Origin of the sequence: Pseudomonas sp. P8_241 (assembly GCF_034008315.1) — a bacterium.
Lineage (GTDB): Bacteria > Pseudomonadota > Gammaproteobacteria > Pseudomonadales > Pseudomonadaceae > Aquipseudomonas.
This window is the reverse complement of sequence record NZ_CP125377.1, coordinates 2,466,529-2,487,363: the sequence shown is the minus strand read 5'-3', so window position 1 is coordinate 2,487,363 and position 20,835 is coordinate 2,466,529. Positions and strand designations below refer to the sequence as shown.

Genomic DNA, 20,835 nt, shown 5'->3' with positions numbered 1-20,835 from the left:
CTCAAGGGGCGAGGCCGTTAACCTGAATTTCGGAAATTTCACCGGTCGCTCGGTCGGTCACTTCAATGGTCAGTGCACCGGAGTCATCGAGGACGTTGACGATAAAAGCGTCGGTGGACAGGCTCCCCGTATTGCCGGTGGAGATGTTGTCCAGCAGTTGCCCCAGCAACCGCGATTGCAACTGACTGGAAAAACGCTCCAGGGCTGAGGTACCCGCGATGCTGGTGCGGTCTTTCAGGTCCGGGTCGTCATAGTCATTCTGCGCCTGGGCGTTGTTGAGCAGCCAGGTGCCGTTCAACGGGTTACCCCCGAACGATGGATTGATGGGCGTGTAGACCAGCTCGGTGGCGTGGACCAGACCGCAACTTCCGAGCCCGAGTAACCACAGTCCCGTACGCTGCGAGAAAGTTCTTGTTTTCATAGTTCGTCCCTCTCAAGGTCGGTGGTGTCCTGCAACATGGCTTCGAGCTTGCGCCGCACGATTTCCATGCGCACCAGATCGGCAGCCTCATAAGCCTCGTCTTTCAACTCCACGGTGTTCGGCGGCAGAAAACGCCGATACACCAGTCGTTGCTGAAACTCCACGGTCACCAGGCTGCCCCAGCGCGCCGAAGGTCTTTCGCGCACCACCAGATTGAAATCCATCGGGCTGGTGGCGCGCAGGCGTTCACTGAACGAGTAGTAAAAGTCATGACCGATGTGTGAAATCGTGTCGTCGATGATGAAACCCAGCATCTCGTCTTCTTCGGCGGCCGAAGCGAAATTCGCTATCAGCATCAGGGCCAGGGCGGCCAGCCAGCGCCGGTTCATGGCTGCAACGCCTGGGGTGCGGTGGACTGCCCTTTCGCGGGCCCGGAGGTGCCTTCGAGGAAGGATTTCTCGGCGACGAACTGCCAGTCCTTGTAGCTGGCCATGCCGTTGAAGTCCGACCATTGATTAGGGAAGTTCACTTGCTTGAGCGGCTTCTCCTCGGAGGGGCTATAGACGCCGGTGATGCGTCCATCGAAGCCGCGCATCAGCGCCCATTCGCCCCCGCCGATCGGCTCCGGGTACAGCTGCCGGAGGTGGTGTTTGGCCGATGGAAAACGCTCGTCCTGCAGCAGGTCGGCGAGCTCCTGCGGGTACTGGGCCAGGCCCGGCGAGCTGCGGTAGTAGCTGCGCAATGCCTGGGCGTATTGGGTACCGGCCCAGAGCAGCTGGTTTTCCCGGTCACGGCGCGCGGCAGTGGCCCACAACTCGCCGGCACTGGCCAGGCCCATGCCCATCACCATGATCAAAAACAGCACGCCCAGGTAGGTGAAGCCACCTTCGCTGGACGGCTTACCACTCGGAATAAAGGCTGCCATCACGCGCCCTCCCTGTGGCTCCACTCTTGATATCGCCCACGCCGCCCGCCACGCCTTCCGGCGGTGCGACGAGCACCCAGATGTCCTTGCGTTCGGCAATCGGGTCCATCGGCGGGTTGCGCAGGTAACGCTGTTCGACCAGTTGATCGATGGAATCGGGATAACGTCCAGTGTCGCCGTAGTAATGATCCAGTGCCTCACGCATGGCCGACAGGCTCTGGCGCAAGGTGGTCTCTTTCGAGGCCTCCAGGCTGTTGAAGTAACGTGGCAAGGCGATGGTCATCAGCGTCGCGATGATTGCCATGACGACCATCAGTTCCAACAAGGTAAAACCCTTTTCCCGACGCATAGACTCACCACTCCCGGTAGGCGACGCCGTTGAGACCCTTGCCCCGGGCCTTGGAATAGACATCGAAGATGTCCTCGCCCTCCCGCGGGTTCTCAGCCGAGCTGTCATAGGAACGCAGACCCCAACCGCCTTCGTCGTCACGCTTGACCGTTGCCAGCGGGTCATGGGGGATGCGCCGCAGGAAGTAGAACTTGGCCCCCTTGGCACTGCGCACATCGCGCACGCCATCAACCAGCATTTTGAGGTTCGGCGGGTAGCCGCTGCTGTTCAGCGACTTCTCGATATAGCCCGCGTCGAAGGCCCGTTTGTAGGCGTCGATGGCATCGCGGATCTGGTACAGCGCCATGCGCAGATCCTGTTCTTTGCCCCGGCGCACCACGGTCTCGGTCAGCGGTGCGGCCATACCGGCCAGCAGGCCGATCAGGGCCAGCGTCACCACGACTTCGATCAAGGTAAAACCACGTTGCGAGGCGTTCATGATCAAGGCTTCCCGACGGTCACGGTGGTGGCAATCGATGTGTCCATGGCGTTGGGCTGCGGGACCGACGTGCTCATCGAGCGGTCCGGTGCCTGGATGTGCATGCTGGTTTCGGTGCCGGTCGGGAATTCCATGTCCGACGGGCTCTGGTACGGCAGGTTGCGCACGATCCGCGGCGTGATCGACAGCACCAGCTCGGACTTGGCGACGTCATCGCGATTGCTGCCGAACAAGCGGCCCAGGCCGGGGATGTCACCGAGGCCGGGAATCTTGTTGCCGGTGCTGCCGTGGTCGTTACGCACAAGGCCTGCGAGGATCTGGGTTTCGCCATCGTGCAGACGCAGAGTGGTCTGAGCGTTGCGGGTATCGACCTGGACCGGAATGGTGCCCTGGCGGGTAGGCTCCAGCGGCGTGGCATTACTGACTTCCAGGGCCACCTTGATCGCCACTTCGTTGTTCAGGTGCACGATCGGCTGTACTTCCAGTTTAAGACCGACGTCGAGGTAGGTAACGCTTTCGGTGATCACCGGTCCCTGGGTGGAAGGCACCGAGGTGGCGCTGATGATTGGCACGCGCTGACCGATGTGGATGCGCGCCTGTTCGCGGTTGCTCACCCGGATGACGGGACTGGCCAGGGTGTTGATGCCCTTGTCCGAGGCATTGATCTTGGCCTGTGGTGAAGGCGCGATGCTGATCCGGCTGGAGTCGATGCCTTTGAGTTGATCGAGAATGCTCACCGGCGAACCGTCGCTGTTGACCACACCAAAGGTGTTCGGCCATTGCAGGCCCAGGTCGAGAATCCGCTGGGTGGCCACTTCCATCACTTCCACCTCCAGCACCACTTCAGGGTTGGACTGGTCCTGCGATTGCAGCAGTTTCTCGGCCATGCGAATGGCGTCGCCGGTGTCGCGCATGGTCAGGGTGTTGAGGCGTTCGTCGACAAACACGTCGCGGGTCTTGAGCATGGTCTTGACCATGTTCAGCGCGGTGTTGGCATCGATGCTGGTCAGGTAGAAGGTACGCATCACCAGCTCCTGATAATCCTTGAGCTTCTGCGGCGAGTCGGGGTAGATCAGCAAGGTGTTTTCGTTCACCACTTTCTGATGCAGCTGGTTCTGTTGCAGCAGCAATTCCACGGCGTCTTCGATGCGCACGTCGCGCACGAAGATCGTGGCTTTCATGTCCGGACGCAGGTCCTTGTCGAAGATGAAGTTCAGGCCGGCAACCTGGGACAGCACTTCAAAAATGGTCTTCAGATTGGCCTCGCGAAACTCCAGGGTCACCGGCCGGTCCAGGCGAGTCCGCAGTTGTGGGTACTGCACCACGTTGCGGCTCTGCACCAGACGGATGTTGTCTTGCAGTTCCAGGGCGCCTTCGTTATTGGGGTCCAGTTCGAGGATCTGCTTGACCTGACGGTCGGCACCGTAGATGTCGCCGCGACGCAGGTCGCCACGGGCCAGTTCGAGTTTTTCATCCATGCTGCGCAGGTAGTCGAGTTGGCGCAGAGAGTCCTGGGCGCGACGGTTGTTCGGTTCGATGCCCACCACCCGGCCGTAGGCCATGCGTGCTCCGGCGAAATTGCGCTGGGCGCGGTCCATGTCACCCTGGGTCAACAGCGCTGTCACCGCCCGGCTGCGACCGCTGTTCAGGGCCAGGTGCAATTCAGTATCGCGAGGGTTTTCACGCAACCCTTCTTCGATTCGCGCCAGACCGGCTTCGTATTGACCCGACTCGATCAGGGCAGACGCTTCGTCTCTGGCAACCTGCGCAGAACTGCACGCGGCCAGCGCGGCGCAGATGGCAAGGCTCAACAGCAAACGGGATCCTTTCATTGCGTGCTCCCCACAGACAAGGTCTGCGATAAATGCAGAGGTAGGTAGACCAGGCTCAATTCCTCATCGGAAATCCGCTCGATCCGCCAGGTTTCGTCGATCACATCCCCCTTGCGTACGACGTATATTTTTTCGCCGTTCTGCAAAAAAACCTGCAGATCGGAACGGTCATCCAGCCTGCCGACAAACTGGAACGGCAATGGCGGTGCAGTGGGGGCTTGCACCACCGGGGTTACGTTGACCGGTTGTTCGATGACGGTGCCGAGGGTCGGCGCCGCTTTCCAGCTGCGAGTGGCAAACAGATCGCCTGCCGGGCTCAAGTCCTTGATGGCCACCGCTGCGGTGGCGGGCGTGGCGGTTTGCGCGTCACGGCTTTTGCCTTTGACCGCAGAGGCCACCACGGCAACCTCCGAGTCGCTGTCGCCTGCCTGTTTGAGGTATTCCGGAACCCAGGCCAGTGCTGCCGCGACACCGAAGAACGCCACCCAGCCCACCACGCGTTTGGTATTCATCATGACCTCGACAGGTAAAGGGTCATGCGGATCCGCCCGGTCAGGTCGGTGTCAGCGATTTTCTTGCGCTGCAACTCCACGTCTTCGAGCACCACGGCCGGCAATTGACGGAGCAAGGCATGAAGGAAGCGCCGCAGTTGCGGATAGCTGCCTTTTACCGGCAGCAGAATCTGGTAACGCGCCAGGTGAGTCTTGGGGTCGACACCCAGGGAATATTCACCCCGGGCCAGGGTGATGCGCTCCTGGGCGGCCAGCGCGTAGATCTTGTCGATGGCAACGGTGGCCTGGGGCTGCGATGGCAGCTTGCTGCGGAAGTCATCGAGCTGACGTTGTGGCACCACTGGCGCGGCGACCGTGCCGTCCTCAACCTTGGCCAGGTACTCGCTGGCTTCGCGGGTCTGCTGGTTGAGGTGCTGCAGCGACTGCCAGTCCGGCAACAAGCCACCCAAGCCGTAAGTCAGCATCAGCACCAACATGACCAGACCGGCCAGACCCGGCACGCCGAGGCCTTGCAGGTATTCGTGGACGATCAATCTAGGGATTTGGATTTGCATCGCCGATCTCCCAGGTAGCCGACAGGTTGAATTGCACCGGGTGCTCCGCCACGTTGGCGACGATTTCATGGCTCAGCAGCGACACATCCGACAGCTCGTCGCAGGCTTCGAGGCGGCGGTGGAAGTCGAGCATCGCCTCCAGATCGCGCGCTTCGGCGCTGATCCTGACCTGACCCTTGCGAGCGTCGGGGGTCAGGGTCAGCAAGGCAATGTTGTCGCGCGGCATGGCTTCGAGGGTGGCGAACAGGCGCTCCCAAGGACGACGCAGCTGTTGCGAGACTTTGCGCATTTCCGCCAGGTTCTGCGCCTGCTCGCGGGTTTGCGCCGGGGTCAGGCTGGTTTTGCTGCCGGTGTCGCCGGTGAGTACCCGCTGCGCGGTTTGCAGGTGACCTTGCTGCTGTTCGGCCGCATCGCTCAGGTGCTGCTGCACCAGCAAGCACGTCAGGGTCAGAACCACGCCAGCGGCCAGCAGGCTCCAGCCCAGGGGACCGGAACGGCGGCGTGGCTGAAAGTCGAGCGTCAGGGCGCGCATGTCAGGCCACCGCCCGAGACATCACGTACAGGCAATCACGTACGGTTGTCCGGTCTTCTTCAAGGGTTCGAATGTGTACACCGGGCACCTGTGGGTGCGAGTCGATGCGCGCCGGGGCGTGCAGGTAAACGTTCAGTGATCGCTCGCTGGTGGAGGCCTGCAGATGGCTTTCGCGGCCGATCAACGCGGTCAGCGCCGCATCGCTGTCGTTGCTGCCTACCGAACGCACCGAGGTCCAGCGCCCTTCCCGGGCCAGCAGCAACACACTGCGTACAGGCTCGGCGACGACGAACAGAAAATCCCCCGCGTCGAAGCTTTTATCGAAGTGATTGAACGCCGCCATCAGATACGGTTGCACCGAGCGCAGGCGCAGACCGCGAGCGCTGACCAGGGTACGCAGGCGTTCGAGCAAGTCTTGCGGCAGCGCGGTGGCAACCCGATCGTAACCGGCAGGCTCGGCCGACAACACCAGGCTCCAGGGTTGGGTTGGCGCGCCATACAGGTCTTCGAAGCACAGTTGGGCAAAGCCGAGCAACTCCGCCGGGCTGTTGATCTGGTCGCTCCAAGGCACCAGGCAAAAACGGCTGAAGTGCCCGGAGACCACCACGGTCAATTCCGCTTTGGCAGCGACGTGTTCGGCCAGCAAACGGTCGAGGGTGTCGAGGGCCACGGCCCAGGCCTGGAAGCCTTCGTCGATGTAGCCGACGCTGCCCAGCCAACGGGTGTCACTGCCCTGCCGCTGCCCGAGGCCAACACCGCTGGCGCCGAGCACGGCCACATATTGCTCACGAGATAAAAGTGACACGATTGATCTCCTCGAGAGTGGTCCGGCCTTTTTGCACCAGTTCCAGGGCTGACTCGCGCAGCAGGCGCAAGCCGCGTTTGCAGGCGTGGGCCTTGATTTTCGAAATCGGTTGGCGCTCGACGATCATTTGCCGCAGCTCGTCGTCCAGGTGCAGCAGTTCGGCAATCGCACTGCGCCCGCGGTAACCGGTGCCCCGGCAATGCCCGCAGCCCTTGCCGTGGACGAACTGGTAGTGGCCGACCTGTTGCGGGTCGAGGCCGGACGTTTCCAACTCTTCTTCAGTCGGCGCGTAAGGCGTGCTGCAGCTGGCGCAAACCAGGCGGATCAAGCGCTGGGCCAGCACGGCGTTGAGCGCCGAAACCAGGCTGTAGGGGTCGATTTCCATCTGGGTGAAACGGCCGATCACGTCGAACACGTTGTTGGCGTGAATGGTGGTGAACACCAGGTGCCCGGTGAGTGCCGACTGCACGGCGATCTGCGCGGTGTCGGGGTCACGGATTTCCCCGACCATGATCTTGTCCGGGTCGTGACGCAGAATCGAGCGCAGGCCGCGGGCGAAGGTCAGGCCTTTTTTCTCGTTAACGGGGATTTGCAGGACGCCCGGCAGCTGGTACTCGACCGGGTCTTCGATGGTGATGATCTTGTCCACGCCATGGTTGATCTCGGTGATCATCGCGTACAGCGTGGTGGTTTTGCCGCTACCGGTGGGACCGGTGACCAGCACCATGCCGTAGGGTTCTGCCGCCAGCCGGCGCAGCTGGCGCAGGGTGTCTTCTTCAAAGCCCAGGGCCTGCAATTGCACGCCGCTGACCTTGTCGGCCAGGTCCTGTTTGTCGAGCACCCGCAGCACCGCGTCTTCACCAAAAATGCTCGGCATGATCGACACCCGGAAGTCGATCTGCCGACCGCTGATGCCGATCTTGAAACGACCGTCCTGGGGCACGCGTTTTTCGCCGATGTCCAGTTCGGCCATGACCTTGACCCGGGAAATCACCTGTTCGGCAAACTCGCTGCCCTGGATCTTGCTGATGTTATTGAGCACGCCATCGATCCGGTACTTGATCACCAGGCCGCTGCCGGTGGTGCCGAGATGGATGTCGCTGGCGTGCATTTTCAACGCATCGTAGAGCGTCGAGTTGACCAGCTTGACCACCACGCTGGCGTCTTCGCTGATGCTGGTCAGGGACAGGCTTTGCAGGGTGTCGATTTCAGCACCGCCCTCGGCCTGGGCGTTAAGCGATTCCACCGCGTGGAAGCTTTCTTCGTGACGTGCCAGGTAAGCCTTGAGGTCGTCGGCATGCACCAGGTACAGCGGCGCGCCGTGCAGGCAGTCGTCGATCCAGGCCAGCCGCGCAGTATCGAAGGGGTCGGCAAACACACCGATGACCACGTCATCGTGACGCAGCAGGATGAATTCGCGCTTGAGGCATTGGGCCAGGGTGACCCGGTCGAACACCGGGGTGGACTGGAACAGGGCGTCGGTGTCGAGCACCGGGTAATGCAGGGTAGCGCCAAGGCACTCGATAAACGGCATGGGAGCGAGTTCACACAACTCGCCGAGGGCGCAGAGGACTCTTTCGCCGGAACTGGCCGCCAGGGTTCGGGCCTGGGCCAGTTGCTCACTGGTAAAACGCGTTGGTACAGATTCCAGTTGTGCCGGTTCTACGGCAAGGGATAGACGGTCCATGGCTTGCTCTCCAACGCCCGGGGCTTTGAGCCCTGTCGGCGCGGCGAGCAGTTTCGGTGGAAACCGGAACGTCTTGTCGCGCCACTACTCCCCGGTGAGCAATTGTTCGTCGTCTGGCGCCATGGAGGCCGATAAAATTCGTCGGCGATCTGCAAGCACCCAACTACCGTCGTACAACTGCAGCGGGAAACTCTCGGTCCTGCTCTGGCGTCGTTCGACAAAACCTTCGGAGGTGCTCACACCCGTTTGGGGTTCGCGCTGCCTGCCCAGAAGATCCAGTACTGCTCGGGCCAATTCCGCCAACGGAAACGGTTTGAACAGGATGTGGCTGACTCCCAGTTGCCGGGCCCGCTCGCAGACTTCTGCGGTTGGATGCCCTGTGATCAGCACAAAATGACACTTCCTGTTCTGGCGGACGGCGTCGAGTACCTGAAACCCTTCCATATCGGGCAAGCGGAAATCGAACACCATCACATCGGGTGCGAAATCGTCAGCTTCAGCGATTCCATGTGCACCGTCGTGAGCAATCCGGACGTCCAACTCTTGCGCCTGCAGGTAACCCTGAAGGTTTTCTGCAAGCAGTTGTTCGTCGTCGACAACCAGTACTTTGTTTAACAAGGTGGACTCCTTGAAACCGCAGGTCCGGGGTTTCCGAACCTGGCGAAGTGCGCGCCTTGAGAGGACTAACGCACACTTCATGCCAGGCTGAACGCCGGTAATTTTAAGTCTTCATGTCCTTGAATTTGCTGACAATGCCTTGTCATGCAGGAATACCGTCCCCCAAAGACGGGGAAGCGAGCGGAAGGGCATTGAAAATTTTTCCCCACTCTTGGGGAAAAGCCTATTCGTCGTCAATCCGTTCGATTCGATTGCTTGAACGCAGTTGCGCCAATACCTGTAAACGAGCCTGAACCTTTTGTTGTCGGGCAAGGTAAGCCCGAACCATGTCAAGTCCTTGCTCTTGTGTGACATCGGCTGCCTCCATGTGGTTCTCTACATAAATCAAATGCCAGCCAACCGGGGTGCGCACCGGCTCGCTGATGGCTCCAGGTTTCAGGGCAAATGCCGCTGTTTCGAATTCGGGGTACATGCGGCCCCGCGGAAAATAACCCAGGTCGCCACCTTCGCTCGCGGAGGCATCTTCGGAGCCGCTGCGGGCGACACTGGAAAAATCGGCGCCCGCTACAATCTTCGCACGCATTTCTACCAATCGTAGCCGTGCGGCTTCGTCAGTGGAAGCGTCTGTTCCGGGGGTTACCTTGATCAGGATATGCCGAGCCTTCACCTCTTCGGGTCGGCTCATTTCAGCGCGATGCTCCTGATAAAACGCCCGGACTTGTTTGTCATCGGGTTCGCTGACCTGGGTCAGCTCGGTAAACACCTGCCGGGCCGCCAGCTCGCGGCGGGTGTATTCGGAAAACCCGGCTTCGTCGAATCCGGCATCTTCCAGGCGCCGGGCGAACTTCTCGGCGCCACCCAATGCCTGACGGGTTTGCTCGACCTGTTCCTGTACATCGGCATCGCTGATGACCACGCCACGCTTGACCGCTTCCTGCCAAAGCAATTCCCGGTCGATCAAGGCGTCCAGCGCCGCCTTGCGCAATTGGTTGTAGGCCTTGGGGTTGCGGATGCTGCCCACGGCCCGGCCCTGATCTTCCAGGTACTCGGCAAAATAGCGCTCCAGACGCAACTGGGAAATTTCCTCGCCGTTGACCCGCGCCACGGCCGGACCATTGCTGCACCACGCCACAGGCATCCACAGTGTCAGCAGAACCAGCAAAGTCTTGAGTGTCATGATCGGCCTCCGGTCAGGGTGTGGTGGTAACGGGTTTGTAGGGAGCAACGAGAAAAAAACGCTGGTCGGGTAGATCCACGGTGACGATATGGGCGCCTCGCAAACCCAGGCGTCGGCCCGGGCCAAAGCTGATCAGCGGTGTGAGTCCGGTATCGAAGTCGTGCAGGCCTTCCAGGGCATTGACCAGTTTCTCGCGGCTGGCGTCGCGGCCGGCCTGCTTCATGCCTTCGCTGAACAGCATCATCGAACTGAAGGCGCCGACCTGCAGCACTGCGTGCTGGCCGCCGAGGCCCTGGTGCTCTCGCAACTGGGTCAGCGCCATGCGCCCGGCCAGGGTCCAGTCGCTGGGGACGAACGGATAGGCGAGAAACACCCGTCGGGAAAAACCGCTGGGCACCTGGAACAGATCCCCCGCCACCTGGTTCGATGCCGCGAACAGATAGGGCACCTGCCCCGCTGTCTGCAACCGTGCGGCCAGGCGACTGAAGCCATTGCTGCTGCCCAGGTAAAACACCGAACGCGAACCGAGTGGCAATTCATCCTGTGCCGGGTCGAAGGCTTGCAGGTGTACTTTCTGCCAGGCGTTGTCTTGCAGATACTGGCTCAGGTTCTGCGCCGCGAGCCGTTGTCCGGGCTCGTCGGGATAGGCGATCAGTGTTGGCCCCTGGAGCACTTTCAAGCTGGCCGTGGCGTAATCGGCCAGAGCGATCAGTTGTTCACGCAGCCCTGGCAAGGGTTCGAAAATTTGCGGGCTGGTCAGGGTCAGTCCCTGCAAGGACAGCGGCCCGATCAAGGGAATACCGGCCTGTTCCAGACGCGTGGAGAGGTCTGTGTCCAGCGCCGGCGCCAGCGGTGCGATCAAGGCGAAAACCTGCTCCTGTTCAATCAGCCGGTCCAGGGCCTGTTCGGCGCTGGCGCGGTCGGCGCCCGGGTCGAGGATGGTCAGGCGCAATTGCCGGCCATGAATCCCGCCCGCCTGATTGATCCGCGCCACACAGCCCTTGAGCACCGCCGCGACCGTGGCGCCCTCCTCGCTCAAAGGTCCCGAGGCCGGTAACAACGTGCCCAGGTGCAGGCTGTCAGGCGTCAATCCGGGATCGCGATCATCGGCCAGGCGCTTGAGATAGGCCGTCAGATTGCGCTGATCGTTCATCGACAACACGAAGCGTGGCATCGTCGGGTCCAGCCGATTGTTGCCGGGGTCGCGTCCTTCCTGCACCGCTCGCGCCAGGGTGTTGTCGGTGTAGGCCGGGTAGCTGCGGCCATTGATTTGCTGCTGGCCATAGGTGCTGGCAAGTCGCGACCAGCTCAACTCCGGTGGCCGTACCCCGCCCTCGGGGCGCCCGAGGCCATCGGCACCATGACAGTTGGCACACGGCAGGCTGGTGGCCGGCAGCACCATGCCGGCCGCACCGACCCGCGCCATGATCGATTCACCGCTGGCCGAAACGCCTTCGCGGTACAACCGTTTACCGGCGCTTTCGCTGGGTGTCAGCGGCAGCGCCTGGGCGGTCAGGCTGAGACCGCCAAGGAGGAGCATGCCAAGAATGAGGGCAGTTTTCATGACCCGGGCTCAGCGTTCGGCAACAGGCATTGTCAGCAACTGCAAGCGCTGGGCAATGGCGGCGGCCGGGGCATCTGGCCGAATCTTGCTCCAGCGTTTGTTCGCCACGTCACCGACGATCAATTGCGTGGAGTGCTGCTCGGGGGTCGGCACGATCTGGCCGATACGGCCCAATACAAGGTCCATTTGTGCCTTGTCGCCGGTTAGAAAAAGCCAGTGGGGGCCATCGACGCCCTGCTTCAAGGTGTAAGCCTTGAGTACCGCCGGAGTGTCCCGCAGCGGATCACTGGTAAGGGAAATAAAGGTGATGCCATCAGCCTTGTCGCCCAGCACTTCACGCACTTCCTTGAGCTTGCGGGTAATCAGTGGGCAAGCATCGTTGCAACTGGTGAAAATCACGTTCAGCAGCACCACGCGGTTTTGCAATGCATCGCTGTAGAAGCGCAGCGTGTTGCCGTTCTGGTCCTGCAAGGGTGTGTCGGTAAACCAGGTTTTCGCATCACGGGTGCCCGTGGCCGGTTGCGCGGCAGCCACCGCAGGCGTTGCAGCAGGCGCAGCTTGCTCGTGATCTTCGTGGGCCATGGCCACCGCACTGAACGCCCAGAAACACGCACCCATTACCATCCATTCGAGGGATTTCATTGTTGTTGCTCCATGGCGATGGCCGTGTGTTTGGCGTGGGTGTTGCGTTCACCGCTGAGTTTTTCCACCTCGCGGGCCAGTACGGCCGGGTCGGTGAAGCCGTAGTAACGGGTCCAGTGACGGCTGTTGCCATCGCCCACCAGAATCAGCGGCGAATGATTTTTGAAGTCGCCGCTGTAGGCGCCCAGTCCCTTGAGGGTGGCGGTGACCGATTGCGGCGAACCGGTCAGCCAGCTCCAGCCCGGGCCTTTCTGGAACGCCTGTGCATAGTCGTTCAGGCGTTTGGGGTCATCACGCTGCGGATCGATGCTGATCGACACCAGCTGCACTTCGGTGCCCACCCGCGCCCCCAGTTGTTGCTGCACCTTGCCCATGATCGAGGACACCACCGGGCACACCGTCGTGCAACTGGTGTAAATGAAGCCCATGACCACGATCTTGTTGCTTACCAGGTCTTTTTCCAGGCTCACCGCCTTGCCGCTCTGGTCCACCAGTGCGACGTCGGCGAATTTTATCTGGGCCTTTTCCGAACTGGCGCTCTTGGCGGCCATGTCGTGTCCGGCATGTTCATCCGCCGAATGGGCCAGTGCCTGGCCGATGCCAATGGCCAACAGGCAGAACGTCAGCAGGCTGCGATGTGCGAATCGGTTCATGTCAGTTTCCTCTAGTGGGCATCGCCGGGCAGGACCCGAACGCTGGCAAACGTCTTGTCATCGAAGCTCGCGCCGAGGGACGCTGCACGCACGTGCAGGTACCAGGCGCCGTTCTGGTCGAGGGTGAGCGGGGCTTCATACACACCGTCGGCGACTTCCAGGGCCGCGACTTCCTGCGGCCGGGAGGTCGGGGCGCGGAAGTAGCGCACCTGCACATCCTTGACCCCACTGCGCTGCACCTTCTGCTTGCCCTGGACGATGCGGAAACGCACCACGTAAGGACTGCCGATGGCGGCGGTGGACTTGTCGAGCATGAATTCCACTTTCGGCACGCCGCGATGCTGGTCGAGATTCTTGTCAGCCTCTACCACCGTGCTGAAGCAGTGGATGATGTTCGGTTGATTGAGCAGGAAGGCCACGTCGAAACGCCCCGCCACCGGCAACTTGATGCGCGAGCTGTAGAGCCCCGGCTCGATTTCGCGCAGGCTGCGGTCAATCACCATGGCTGCCCGCGCCACTTGCCCGCGATTGGGGTAACCGGACATCGGCGCGTTCATGCCTTCGGCATAGAAGTAAGTGGTGTTGTCCACCGGGTTGACCACGAACACCGCGTTGTCGTCCCGCGACACCGCAAGGCTCGAGGCCAGCGGCAGATCACCCGCCAGGCGTGGCGGCTGTGGCCCGGCTTCGAAGCCCTGGATGATCGGCGTGCGGCCTTCGCCCAGGGACGACAGGTTGATCATCGTGACCTTCGGCGAAGCCAGGCCGCGAACGTAGGCATAGGCCTTGGTGAACACCACTTGATAAGGCTCGGCGGACACGTCCAGCTCATGGATCAGCGAATCGGTCGAGGTGTCGATCACCGACGCCTGGTTCTCCAGTGTGTTGAGCACCACACCAAAACGACCGTCGGCGCTGAAGCCCATCGGGCCAAGTCCCTGCTTCATCTTGATCACCCGGCGCACCGACTGGCTGTTGCCGTCGACCACGGTCACGGTGCCGTCCTTGCCATCCGCCACATACGCGGCTCCGGACAATGGCGAGTACATCACCGACAACGGGTGCGAGCCGGTCTTGAGCTGTTTGCTGATGGTCAGGCTGGCGATGTCGACGATGCTGAGTGTGCCGTCGTCGCGATTGGTGACAAAGGCAAACCGGCTGTCTTTGCTGAAAGCGATTTCATGGTGGCCGACGCCGGTGGCCAGGTGCTTGAGGGTTTTGAGGCTGCGGGTGTCGATCACCGTGACCCCGGATTCTTCGGCGGACATGGCATTGTTGCCGACCCACAGCAAACGCTCGTCCGGTTGCAGCGCCACACGCACGGGATTGCTGCCGGCGGCCAGCGATTCGATCAGCTTGAACTGCTCACTGTCGAGCACCGCCACTTCACCCGCGGTGGGCATCGACACGAACACGCGTTTGTTGTCCTTGGGCGTGACCCAGTCCATCGGCGGCTGCTTGAGGTCGATCCGCGTCATGGTGCTGGTGATGCCGCCTACAGACACCGAGGGGTCGACCACCGAGACACTGGCGTCGCGGTTCATCACCATCAGGAAATAGCTGTTGAGGTCGAGCAACGGCCGCGCGCCGATGCTGGATTTGAGGAACACGCCGACCCGCGCCTTGCAGCTCTGGTCGCGGCCCTGGGCCTGGTCGGCGGCGACGGTTTCCGGGTCCACCCAGGCGCCGGGGGCGACGCCTGACAAGGGTTGGCCGGAAGCCTTGTCTGTCACGCGAAATTGCACGTCGGCGAAACCGCCTTCGCGCAGTACACCGTCCTCGGCCAGCGGTTTCACCTCGAGCGCCACTGACACGCCGTCACGCTCCAGTGTCTGGCCACTCCAGGTGTTGGGCAACGCCACTTCGTCGAGCAGGGTCGCTGGCGCGGTCCGCCACACGCCGAACCAGATCAGCGCCACACCGACGATCAGCGCGCTACCGGCGATTTTGATGGTCCTGTTCATCAACTTTCTCCACGTCAGATCCATGTCTGTCTTGCTGCCCCACCTGTAGGAGCAAGCCTGTTCGCGATAGCGTCTTGCGCTTCACCCCATGAGTGCGAGGTGACGTCATCGCGAGCAGGTTCGCTCCTGCAGGGGAGGTGCAACTCCCCTTCCATGTCGCCTAGGGTGCTGGTGCCGGCTCAGGCTCGTTGGTTACCCGCAACAGTCCCCACAACCCGGAGGTGTTGCCATAGGCGCCGTAATCGCGGAACAGGTAGTCGCCCGGTATCGCGTTGACACCGCCAGCGCTTGGCATCATGAAACTGAAGTGCGCTGCCGGCAGGACGCTTTCGTGGGCGCCGATGTACATCGACATCGGGTTGTAGCCGAACTTCACCGAACCCACGCCCGGGGTGTACATCGGATAACCACCGGTGTCGCTCTTCTCCGACAGGAACGGGTTGGTCGACCAGACGTGCCCGTCCAGCTGGAAGGTCGTGCCGCGACTGCCGCCGGTAGGCATCAGTATGTGTGTGCGGAACGGCTGCCCCGGTTTGGCGTACAGCACCGGTGTTTGCGGATCGCCCCCCACCAACGCGTTGCTGTAGGCCATGTGCGCGTTCGCCATGTCGGCGTAGCCTGCGCCGTCGGCATGACCGAACGGTGCATCCGGAGCCAGGCCGAAGCGATACCACATCGGTTCGGTCTTGTAGTTGATGGCCATGCTGGAGTTGTCCTGCGGATCGGTCGGCACGCCGAACCCTTCCGCGGCAATCCCTTCCACCGGCCGCCCGTTGGCCCAGCGCATGTTCAAGGCTTTCTGCCAGACCATCGCAAAGTCGCGGTAGGTGGTTTGCCCCGGTGCGGTGACCGTTGCATTGACCTTGCGCGTATCTTCGACCCAGGTGGCGCCGATCGGCAGAACGCTCATCGCCGCAGCCATGCCTTTTTGCGACTGCTTGATCACGTCGGCCGGGGTGAAATTCAACCCGCCGAATTCCACCGCCGTGGCGTTGATGTTGTCGACGCTTCGACCCAGTTGGGTGATCGGTTTGCCTTCACGCTCCAGGTGCCCGGCGTAGTACTGATAGGTACGGGTCGGGTACGCACCGCTGCTGCCGACACGCGGTGGCACGGTCTGGGTCGGGTTGGCGCCGACGTTGGTGCCGTCGGATTTGGTGATGTCGTACGCCAGCAATTGCGCGTGCAGACCCACATGGCTCGATGGCCGCATCAAGTTGTTGCTGAAGGTGGTCGAACCGGTCCCACTGTTGCGGTCGCGTTTGACCATGCCTTGCATCACAGCGGTCTGGGTCAGGTCCGGCATGACAGTCGGCAGACGGTTTTCCAGGGTGATGTTGATGCAGTCACCGGCTGCTGCACGCAGCACCAGCGGTTCGACAGGCACACCAGGCTTGAGCTTGCCGGTGCTCGGGTCGAGGTCGGCCTTGCGTACATACAGGATCGCTGTCGGGTCATGCAACGGCCCGCTTTGTCCGCCGATGGTGATGGTTTCACCGTCCTCAGGGTCGGTCACGGTGACCTGTGGAATGCTCACCGTCCGCGAGTTGAACACCAGGGTGCCGCCCGCCGGATTCAGCGGACCGCCCACGTGTTGCCCAAGCCCGGCCGAATCGCCGATGGACAGGCCCAACGGATTGCTGAGGATGTCGTTGGCCAGTGCCGCCACCACTTCATAGTTGCGCTGCGGGGTCGGCCGGGTGCCGATACCATTGGGGTTGGCGCCGATCCGTGGGCAGGAACCCTCAAACGCCACGGTGTTGCGCATGCCCGCCGGTTTCGCGTTATTGGGCAGCGCGAACAGGTCGTTGCGTTGCGCGGTGTAGTTGCGCATCACACCCCAGATCCCGCTCCAGTAACCTTCAATGGAAGCGTCCATCGAGTACAGGTAGTCACCCGTGGTTGCCGCCGAGCTGGACAGCATCGAGACCGGCGCAATGAAGCCCATCTGTTCGGAGATCCCGATCATTTGCGACGCGCGCCAGCCGGAGTTGGAGCTGTTGCCGAAACCGGAACCGCTCTGCAACCATTTCACGCCGTGCAGGGTGACGTTGTGCTCCTCTTCGTGACCGCCGGCATGCACCCGTAGCCGTACGTTGTCACCGGTGTAGGTGCGCAGCATCGGCGTGAACGGGTCACCCGGTTCTGCACCGCCCTTGTTGATGTGCGGCGGGAACAGCGTGGTGCCGCCGGTTGGCCCGGTGGCTGAAGTCAGCAGGTTCGGCGCCAGGTTCATCGCCGCGATTGCACGGTCGGTACGACTTTGCATGGCATACGCCAGGTCGCCGCCGAGGCCGTCGGCCTGCATGCCGCGCTTGCCGTCCGGGCCGACCTTGTTCGGATCGTAGACCCGCAGGGCCAGCGGTTCGTTGCGGTAATTGACTACGAACATACCTGGGTCATCCACCGAGATTGCCTGTGGGCATGGCCGGGTCGGGCAACCGGGAACCATCCCGCCCTGCACTTCGAGAACACCTTCCAGCAGGTTACTGGCGTTGTTGCGCACCGGCGGGTTGATGGCGTAACGGAAGCTGTCCGCGGTGGCCGGGAACGATTGTGGGTTCGGCACGCCGTTGGGACCTGCGCCTACGTACACACCGGCTTCATAGGCGTGCTGGAAGTCGCTGTACTCGAGGAAGAACTCACGGAAGCTGTCGTTCTTGCCGTCGCCGTCCAGGTCACCGGTAGAAATCACCGCTTGCCATGAAGTCGGCCCGCCGTCCTGCCGCGCGCCGCTGTACAACGGCTCGCCGGTTTCGGCGTGGAACCAGGTGGAACCGGCAGGCTCGGCCAGCACGGTGGCGTACAGGCCAATCTGTTGGTGGGTCGATGGGCCGAGGTGGTCGTGGGTGAAAATGGTCCCCAGGCCACGGTCGACACCCTTGGCGTTGACCACGGGGTCAACGAACCAGCGCTGCATTGCCGTGCGCGCACCGACCCAGTCGGCCCGGCCGTATTGGCCGAAGAACGGGTGGTTCTTGGCTTTCGGGCACGCCGGCGTGTCGTCACGCGGATCGGTCTGCTGGCACTGGTTGAACTGGCGAATGGCGTGGATGCGTTCCTGCACGGCGCCCGGGGAAAGCACACCATCCTCGTAGTTCCAGCCGTTGGAAGAACCATCCGCTGACACCAGGTCCCATTTGGGCAGGTGAATGTGCTGACCGATCACGTCGGTCGGCGTGCGCACCTGATAGTCGTCCATTTCATAGGTGGCCGGCACCAGGTTGGTTTGCTGGTATTGCACGCAGTCGAAGGTGTTCATGCGCATCACCAGAGGCTCTGGCGGACGCTGCTTGGTGATCACCGGCCAGGCGTCTTCCCACAGCGCCAGGATGCGCGCTTGCGGGAAGTGGTAGCCGACTTTGTTGTACACCGCGTCGAACTGAATATTCGCCGCCTTGTAGATGCGCGGGCGGTCGGCGGTGAAGGTCGAGGCACCGATGAACGACATGCCGTCGATCCGCTCGCCACTGGCGAACTCGCCGGTGCCGGCACCGGCGGTCAGGCGTTTTTGCCGGTCATCCATGCAGGGTTCGTAGTAAGGGGCTCCCGCCATCGGCAGGGCACCGTTAGTGCGAAAATTTCGCGCGACGATCTGGTTGCCCGGTAGCAAGGCGAAGCTGGCGTGTTCCTTCTTGGCGTGGAAGGCCATGGCTGCCTGTTCCACTTCAGTGCCCTCTTCGGGCAGGTAGATCGGTTTGGCGCGGGTCACTTCCTTGGAGAAATCCAGCGAAGTGGTCACGGTGTGCGCCTCGCCACCGGCAGACACGCCGTCCAGGGTATGACGCCCCAGACCTCCGTCCCAGCCGCCGGACTGGTTCGGATCAAGATTGGCCCACAGCGCCTTGCCGCTGTTCTTCAAGGCCTGCGCCTTGGCCGCGTCCAGCATGTCCAGCGGTGGGGTCGGAGGGCGCTGACCGACCGAACTTTCCATGCCGCCGATCCAGAAGGGATAGCCAGGGTTTTTCAGGCTGCCATCGGCATTGCGGTTGGCTTCGCTGCGATCGACCAGGGCCAGCGAACCAATGGCCTGTGCGCCACCGCTACCGCCATGGTGTTCGCCGTCGTCATCGTCTTCTTCATCGTCATCATCATGAGCGGCCACCAGGGTCTCGCCGATTTTCGGCACCACGGCCACTTTGCCTGGCATCGGTGCCATGGCTTTACCAGGCAACGGAACTACCGCTGGAATCGGCGTGCCGGCGACGATTTCACCGTCGGGCAAGGCCCGTGCGCCCGACGCTGGTTTACCGCTGCGCAGAGCATAGGGTTCGTTGTGAAAACCGTCTTCGCCCTGCTGGGACACTTCGAGTCTGGTGCCTTCTTCAAACACATCATGCACCCGCCACATGGCCCACATGCCTTGGGCGAAGTGCGGATAGAAGTGGCAGTGATAAATCGCATCGCCCGCGACCCGGTTGCGGTTGCCCGAACCGCCATTGGCGATTTCATAGGTGTAGCCGGCGCCCGGCCCAATGCCCTGGGCATCCACATAATCGGAGTTGTCATCGTTCGGGTTGAACAGCCACTGATGGCCGTGCAAGTGAAAGATGTGCTGCTCGTGGCCGTTATGGGTGTTGCGGAATTTGACGAAGTCGCCGATGTAGCTGTGGTTGACGTTGGACGGTTCCGACGGATACAGCGCCATGGTTGCCTTGACGCCAATCTGGTCGGCACGTGGCGTCTCGCCGGGGGTGATGCCTTCGAGGCCGGCGTTGGCCGGTACGTCCACCAGCATCGCCACGTCACCGACGGTGTGGGAGCTGAGGAAAAACTCTTCGTAGGCGCAGGACAGGCAATCGTGCATCGGACCTACGCCCAAACGGTTGGCGACCACCTCGGCGCCCATGCCGCCGGAGCCGTAGTTGATCATGAACGAATCGCGAGTCGGCTCCAGCACGTGAGCCATTACCGGGTCGGCCCAGTAAGCAGGAAAGGCTTGAGTCGCTGCGGTTTCATCCTGGAACTGCGAGGCAAAATCGCGAAACGGCTCCAGCCGGTTAGGGATCGCCGGGTTGCGTTTGCCCACGGCTTCCAGTGGATACGTCGATGGCGGGAAGCTGCCGTCGGCGTTGCTGCCCATGACAATGGCGTCGCTTTCACTGGAAATGATTTCGTTGCCATCGACCATGTTAATGATCGGCGTACCGGCCTTGCCTTCGCGGATCCACGGCTCACGCTGCGGGTAGCGCGCCTGGTAATCGACGATCGGCTGACCGGCCGGCGTACGGCCGCTGCTGGCCAGACGCATCTCTTCTTCGGTCACGGTGTTGCGGTAGGTGCGCCCGCCCTTGGGCAGTACCACCACTTGACCGAACAAACCGTTGGCCACGTTCCCGGCCGCGCCTTCACCGCCGAAGGTTGCGCCGCGGCTGCTGGCGGCAAATGCGCCCTCGCGCTCGGCGTACAACGTATAGGAGCGAGTGGAGCCAGGCGGGATCAAGCTGTTGGCATTGCGCCCGGTAAACGACGAGATGTCGTCAATGCTGTTGACCGCCTGCATACCATTGACCTGGAAACCGACATGGCGATCGGCGACTTGTTCGTCGACCTTGAATTGATCGGTGTTGCCAGCCGCAGCGCCCTCTTCCTCCTCTTCCTCGCCCTCTTGCTCAAACCCATCGTGGGAACCCGGGTTGGCTTGATAAGCCAGCAGGTTTTGCAGATTGATGGTCAGGCAATCACCGGCGGCAACGCGCAGCACCAGCGGACGCGGGCGCTTGTCGGGCCGCAGCGAAACCTTGCCCGGCACCGCAGAGCCACCTTGGGCGAGCGAGACGTCATGGTCATCGACCACATCGCGACGCAGGGCGAACATCATGCCGTTGACGTTTTGCGCGCCCAGGCGGTTGAACATCAGCGGCTGATCGAGCGCCACGACGTTGGCCACCAGGTTGCGCTCACAGCGTGCAGCGGCTTCAGCCACTTCGATACCGAGCACCGAAGCGGTCAATAACAGCCACTGAAGGATGGATGGGTTATGGAATATGCCGGTCATGATCACGGGCCTCACTGTGGGAGCTCACAGGGAATGGTTCTTGATAAACCCCTAGAGCAATCTGCATGCCATAAATAATTTTGTTATTTTTCAGCAGGTTGCGATTACCACTTCACACGCCGGG

At 61.9% G+C, this 20,835-nt stretch carries 18 protein-coding genes; all 18 read right to left on the bottom strand.

The window, feature by feature from the left end; all coding sequences use genetic code 11:
• Nucleotide 1 precedes the first annotated feature (1 nt).
• Nucleotides 2-421 carry a curli assembly protein CsgF gene (locus QMK58_RS11405; RefSeq protein WP_053158102.1) on the bottom strand — a complete coding sequence of 140 codons (420 nt, stop codon included), beginning with the start codon at nt 419-421 and terminating at the stop codon, nt 2-4.
• Entirely contained in the window at nt 418-810 is a 393-nt protein-coding gene (csgE, locus tag QMK58_RS11400) for a curli production assembly/transport protein CsgE (protein WP_053158099.1), read from the bottom strand. Before csgE ends, QMK58_RS11405 begins: the two co-directional genes overlap by 4 nt.
• Nucleotides 807-1,346 (bottom strand): type II secretion system protein, encoded by a 540-nt coding sequence (locus QMK58_RS11395; protein WP_053158096.1) that lies wholly within the window; start codon nt 1,344-1,346, stop codon nt 807-809. Before QMK58_RS11395 ends, csgE begins: the two co-directional genes overlap by 4 nt.
• On the bottom strand, nt 1,321-1,695 hold the full coding sequence (locus QMK58_RS11390; RefSeq protein ID WP_053158094.1) for a type II secretion system protein: 375 nt from the start codon (nt 1,693-1,695) through the stop codon (nt 1,321-1,323). The genes QMK58_RS11395 and QMK58_RS11390 overlap by 26 nt, the downstream gene beginning before the upstream one ends.
• Before the next feature lie 4 nt (nt 1,696-1,699).
• Nucleotides 1,700-2,173, bottom strand: a complete 474-nt coding sequence (locus tag QMK58_RS11385; protein ID WP_053158091.1) for a type II secretion system protein — start codon at nt 2,171-2,173, stop codon at nt 1,700-1,702.
• A gap of 2 nt (nt 2,174-2,175) precedes the next feature.
• Entirely contained in the window at nt 2,176-4,005 is a 1,830-nt protein-coding gene (locus QMK58_RS11380; RefSeq protein WP_053158089.1) for a secretin N-terminal domain-containing protein, read from the bottom strand.
• Nucleotides 4,002-4,517 (bottom strand): hypothetical protein, encoded by a 516-nt coding sequence (locus QMK58_RS11375; protein WP_053158086.1) that lies wholly within the window; start codon nt 4,515-4,517, stop codon nt 4,002-4,004. The genes QMK58_RS11380 and QMK58_RS11375 overlap by 4 nt, the downstream gene beginning before the upstream one ends.
• Nucleotides 4,517-5,065 (bottom strand): GspMb/PilO family protein, encoded by a 549-nt coding sequence (locus QMK58_RS11370; RefSeq protein WP_053158223.1) that lies wholly within the window; start codon nt 5,063-5,065, stop codon nt 4,517-4,519. The genes QMK58_RS11375 and QMK58_RS11370 overlap by 1 nt, the downstream gene beginning before the upstream one ends.
• Nucleotides 5,052-5,603: a pilus assembly protein gene (locus tag QMK58_RS11365; RefSeq protein WP_053158083.1), complete on the bottom strand. Its 552-nt coding sequence runs from the start codon at nt 5,601-5,603 to the stop codon at nt 5,052-5,054. The genes QMK58_RS11370 and QMK58_RS11365 overlap by 14 nt, the downstream gene beginning before the upstream one ends.
• A gap of 1 nt (nt 5,604) precedes the next feature.
• A complete protein-coding gene (locus tag QMK58_RS11360; RefSeq protein WP_053158080.1) occupies nt 5,605-6,408 on the bottom strand; it encodes a hypothetical protein in 804 nt (267 codons plus the stop codon).
• A complete protein-coding gene (locus QMK58_RS11355; RefSeq protein WP_053158076.1) occupies nt 6,389-8,095 on the bottom strand; it encodes a GspE/PulE family protein in 1,707 nt (568 codons plus the stop codon). The genes QMK58_RS11360 and QMK58_RS11355 overlap by 20 nt, the downstream gene beginning before the upstream one ends.
• A gap of 84 nt (nt 8,096-8,179) precedes the next feature.
• Nucleotides 8,180-8,713 (bottom strand): response regulator, encoded by a 534-nt coding sequence (locus QMK58_RS11350; RefSeq protein ID WP_053158073.1) that lies wholly within the window; start codon nt 8,711-8,713, stop codon nt 8,180-8,182.
• A 223-nt stretch (nt 8,714-8,936) separates the two neighbouring features.
• Nucleotides 8,937-9,890 (bottom strand): peptidylprolyl isomerase, encoded by a 954-nt coding sequence (locus QMK58_RS11345; protein WP_053158069.1) that lies wholly within the window; start codon nt 9,888-9,890, stop codon nt 8,937-8,939.
• A gap of 13 nt (nt 9,891-9,903) precedes the next feature.
• Nucleotides 9,904-11,454: an ABC transporter substrate-binding protein gene (locus QMK58_RS11340; RefSeq protein WP_053158066.1), complete on the bottom strand. Its 1,551-nt coding sequence runs from the start codon at nt 11,452-11,454 to the stop codon at nt 9,904-9,906.
• Between the two features lie 9 nt (nt 11,455-11,463).
• Nucleotides 11,464-12,096 (bottom strand): SCO family protein, encoded by a 633-nt coding sequence (locus QMK58_RS11335; protein ID WP_320396309.1) that lies wholly within the window; start codon nt 12,094-12,096, stop codon nt 11,464-11,466.
• Nucleotides 12,093-12,749 carry an SCO family protein gene (locus QMK58_RS11330; protein WP_053158061.1) on the bottom strand — a complete coding sequence of 219 codons (657 nt, stop codon included), beginning with the start codon at nt 12,747-12,749 and terminating at the stop codon, nt 12,093-12,095. The genes QMK58_RS11335 and QMK58_RS11330 overlap by 4 nt, the downstream gene beginning before the upstream one ends.
• Nucleotides 12,750-12,760: 11 nt before the next feature.
• Entirely contained in the window at nt 12,761-14,713 is a 1,953-nt protein-coding gene (locus tag QMK58_RS11325) for a YncE family protein (protein WP_053158058.1), read from the bottom strand.
• Between the two features lie 160 nt (nt 14,714-14,873).
• A complete protein-coding gene (mnxG, locus tag QMK58_RS11320; protein ID WP_320396308.1) occupies nt 14,874-20,711 on the bottom strand; it encodes a manganese-oxidizing multicopper oxidase MnxG in 5,838 nt (1,945 codons plus the stop codon).
• Between the last annotated feature and the right edge of the window lie 124 nt (nt 20,712-20,835).

Bases quoted from the DNA above. Each gene is read 5' to 3' on its own strand.
- QMK58_RS11385 (WP_053158091.1), bottom strand. From the start codon at position 2,173: ATGAACGCCTCGCAACGTGGTTTTACCTTGATCGAAGTCGTGGTGACG.
- mnxG (WP_320396308.1), bottom strand. From the start codon at position 20,711: ATGACCGGCATATTCCATAACCCATCCATCCTTCAGTGGCTGTTATTG.
- QMK58_RS11365 (WP_053158083.1), bottom strand. From the start codon at position 5,603: ATGCGCGCCCTGACGCTCGACTTTCAGCCACGCCGCCGTTCCGGTCCC.
- QMK58_RS11325 (WP_053158058.1), bottom strand. From the start codon at position 14,713: ATGAACAGGACCATCAAAATCGCCGGTAGCGCGCTGATCGTCGGTGTG.
- QMK58_RS11355 (WP_053158076.1), bottom strand. From the start codon at position 8,095: ATGGACCGTCTATCCCTTGCCGTAGAACCGGCACAACTGGAATCTGTA.
- QMK58_RS11405 (WP_053158102.1), bottom strand. From the start codon at position 421: ATGAAAACAAGAACTTTCTCGCAGCGTACGGGACTGTGGTTACTCGGG.
- QMK58_RS11390 (WP_053158094.1), bottom strand. From the start codon at position 1,695: ATGCGTCGGGAAAAGGGTTTTACCTTGTTGGAACTGATGGTCGTCATG.
- QMK58_RS11380 (WP_053158089.1), bottom strand. From the start codon at position 4,005: ATGAAAGGATCCCGTTTGCTGTTGAGCCTTGCCATCTGCGCCGCGCTG.
- QMK58_RS11345 (WP_053158069.1), bottom strand. From the start codon at position 9,890: ATGACACTCAAGACTTTGCTGGTTCTGCTGACACTGTGGATGCCTGTG.
- QMK58_RS11375 (WP_053158086.1), bottom strand. From the start codon at position 4,517: ATGAATACCAAACGCGTGGTGGGCTGGGTGGCGTTCTTCGGTGTCGCG.
- QMK58_RS11335 (WP_320396309.1), bottom strand. From the start codon at position 12,096: ATGAAATCCCTCGAATGGATGGTAATGGGTGCGTGTTTCTGGGCGTTC.
- QMK58_RS11330 (WP_053158061.1), bottom strand. From the start codon at position 12,749: ATGAACCGATTCGCACATCGCAGCCTGCTGACGTTCTGCCTGTTGGCC.
- QMK58_RS11340 (WP_053158066.1), bottom strand. From the start codon at position 11,454: ATGAAAACTGCCCTCATTCTTGGCATGCTCCTCCTTGGCGGTCTCAGC.
- csgE (WP_053158099.1), bottom strand. From the start codon at position 810: ATGAACCGGCGCTGGCTGGCCGCCCTGGCCCTGATGCTGATAGCGAAT.
- QMK58_RS11395 (WP_053158096.1), bottom strand. From the start codon at position 1,346: ATGGCAGCCTTTATTCCGAGTGGTAAGCCGTCCAGCGAAGGTGGCTTC.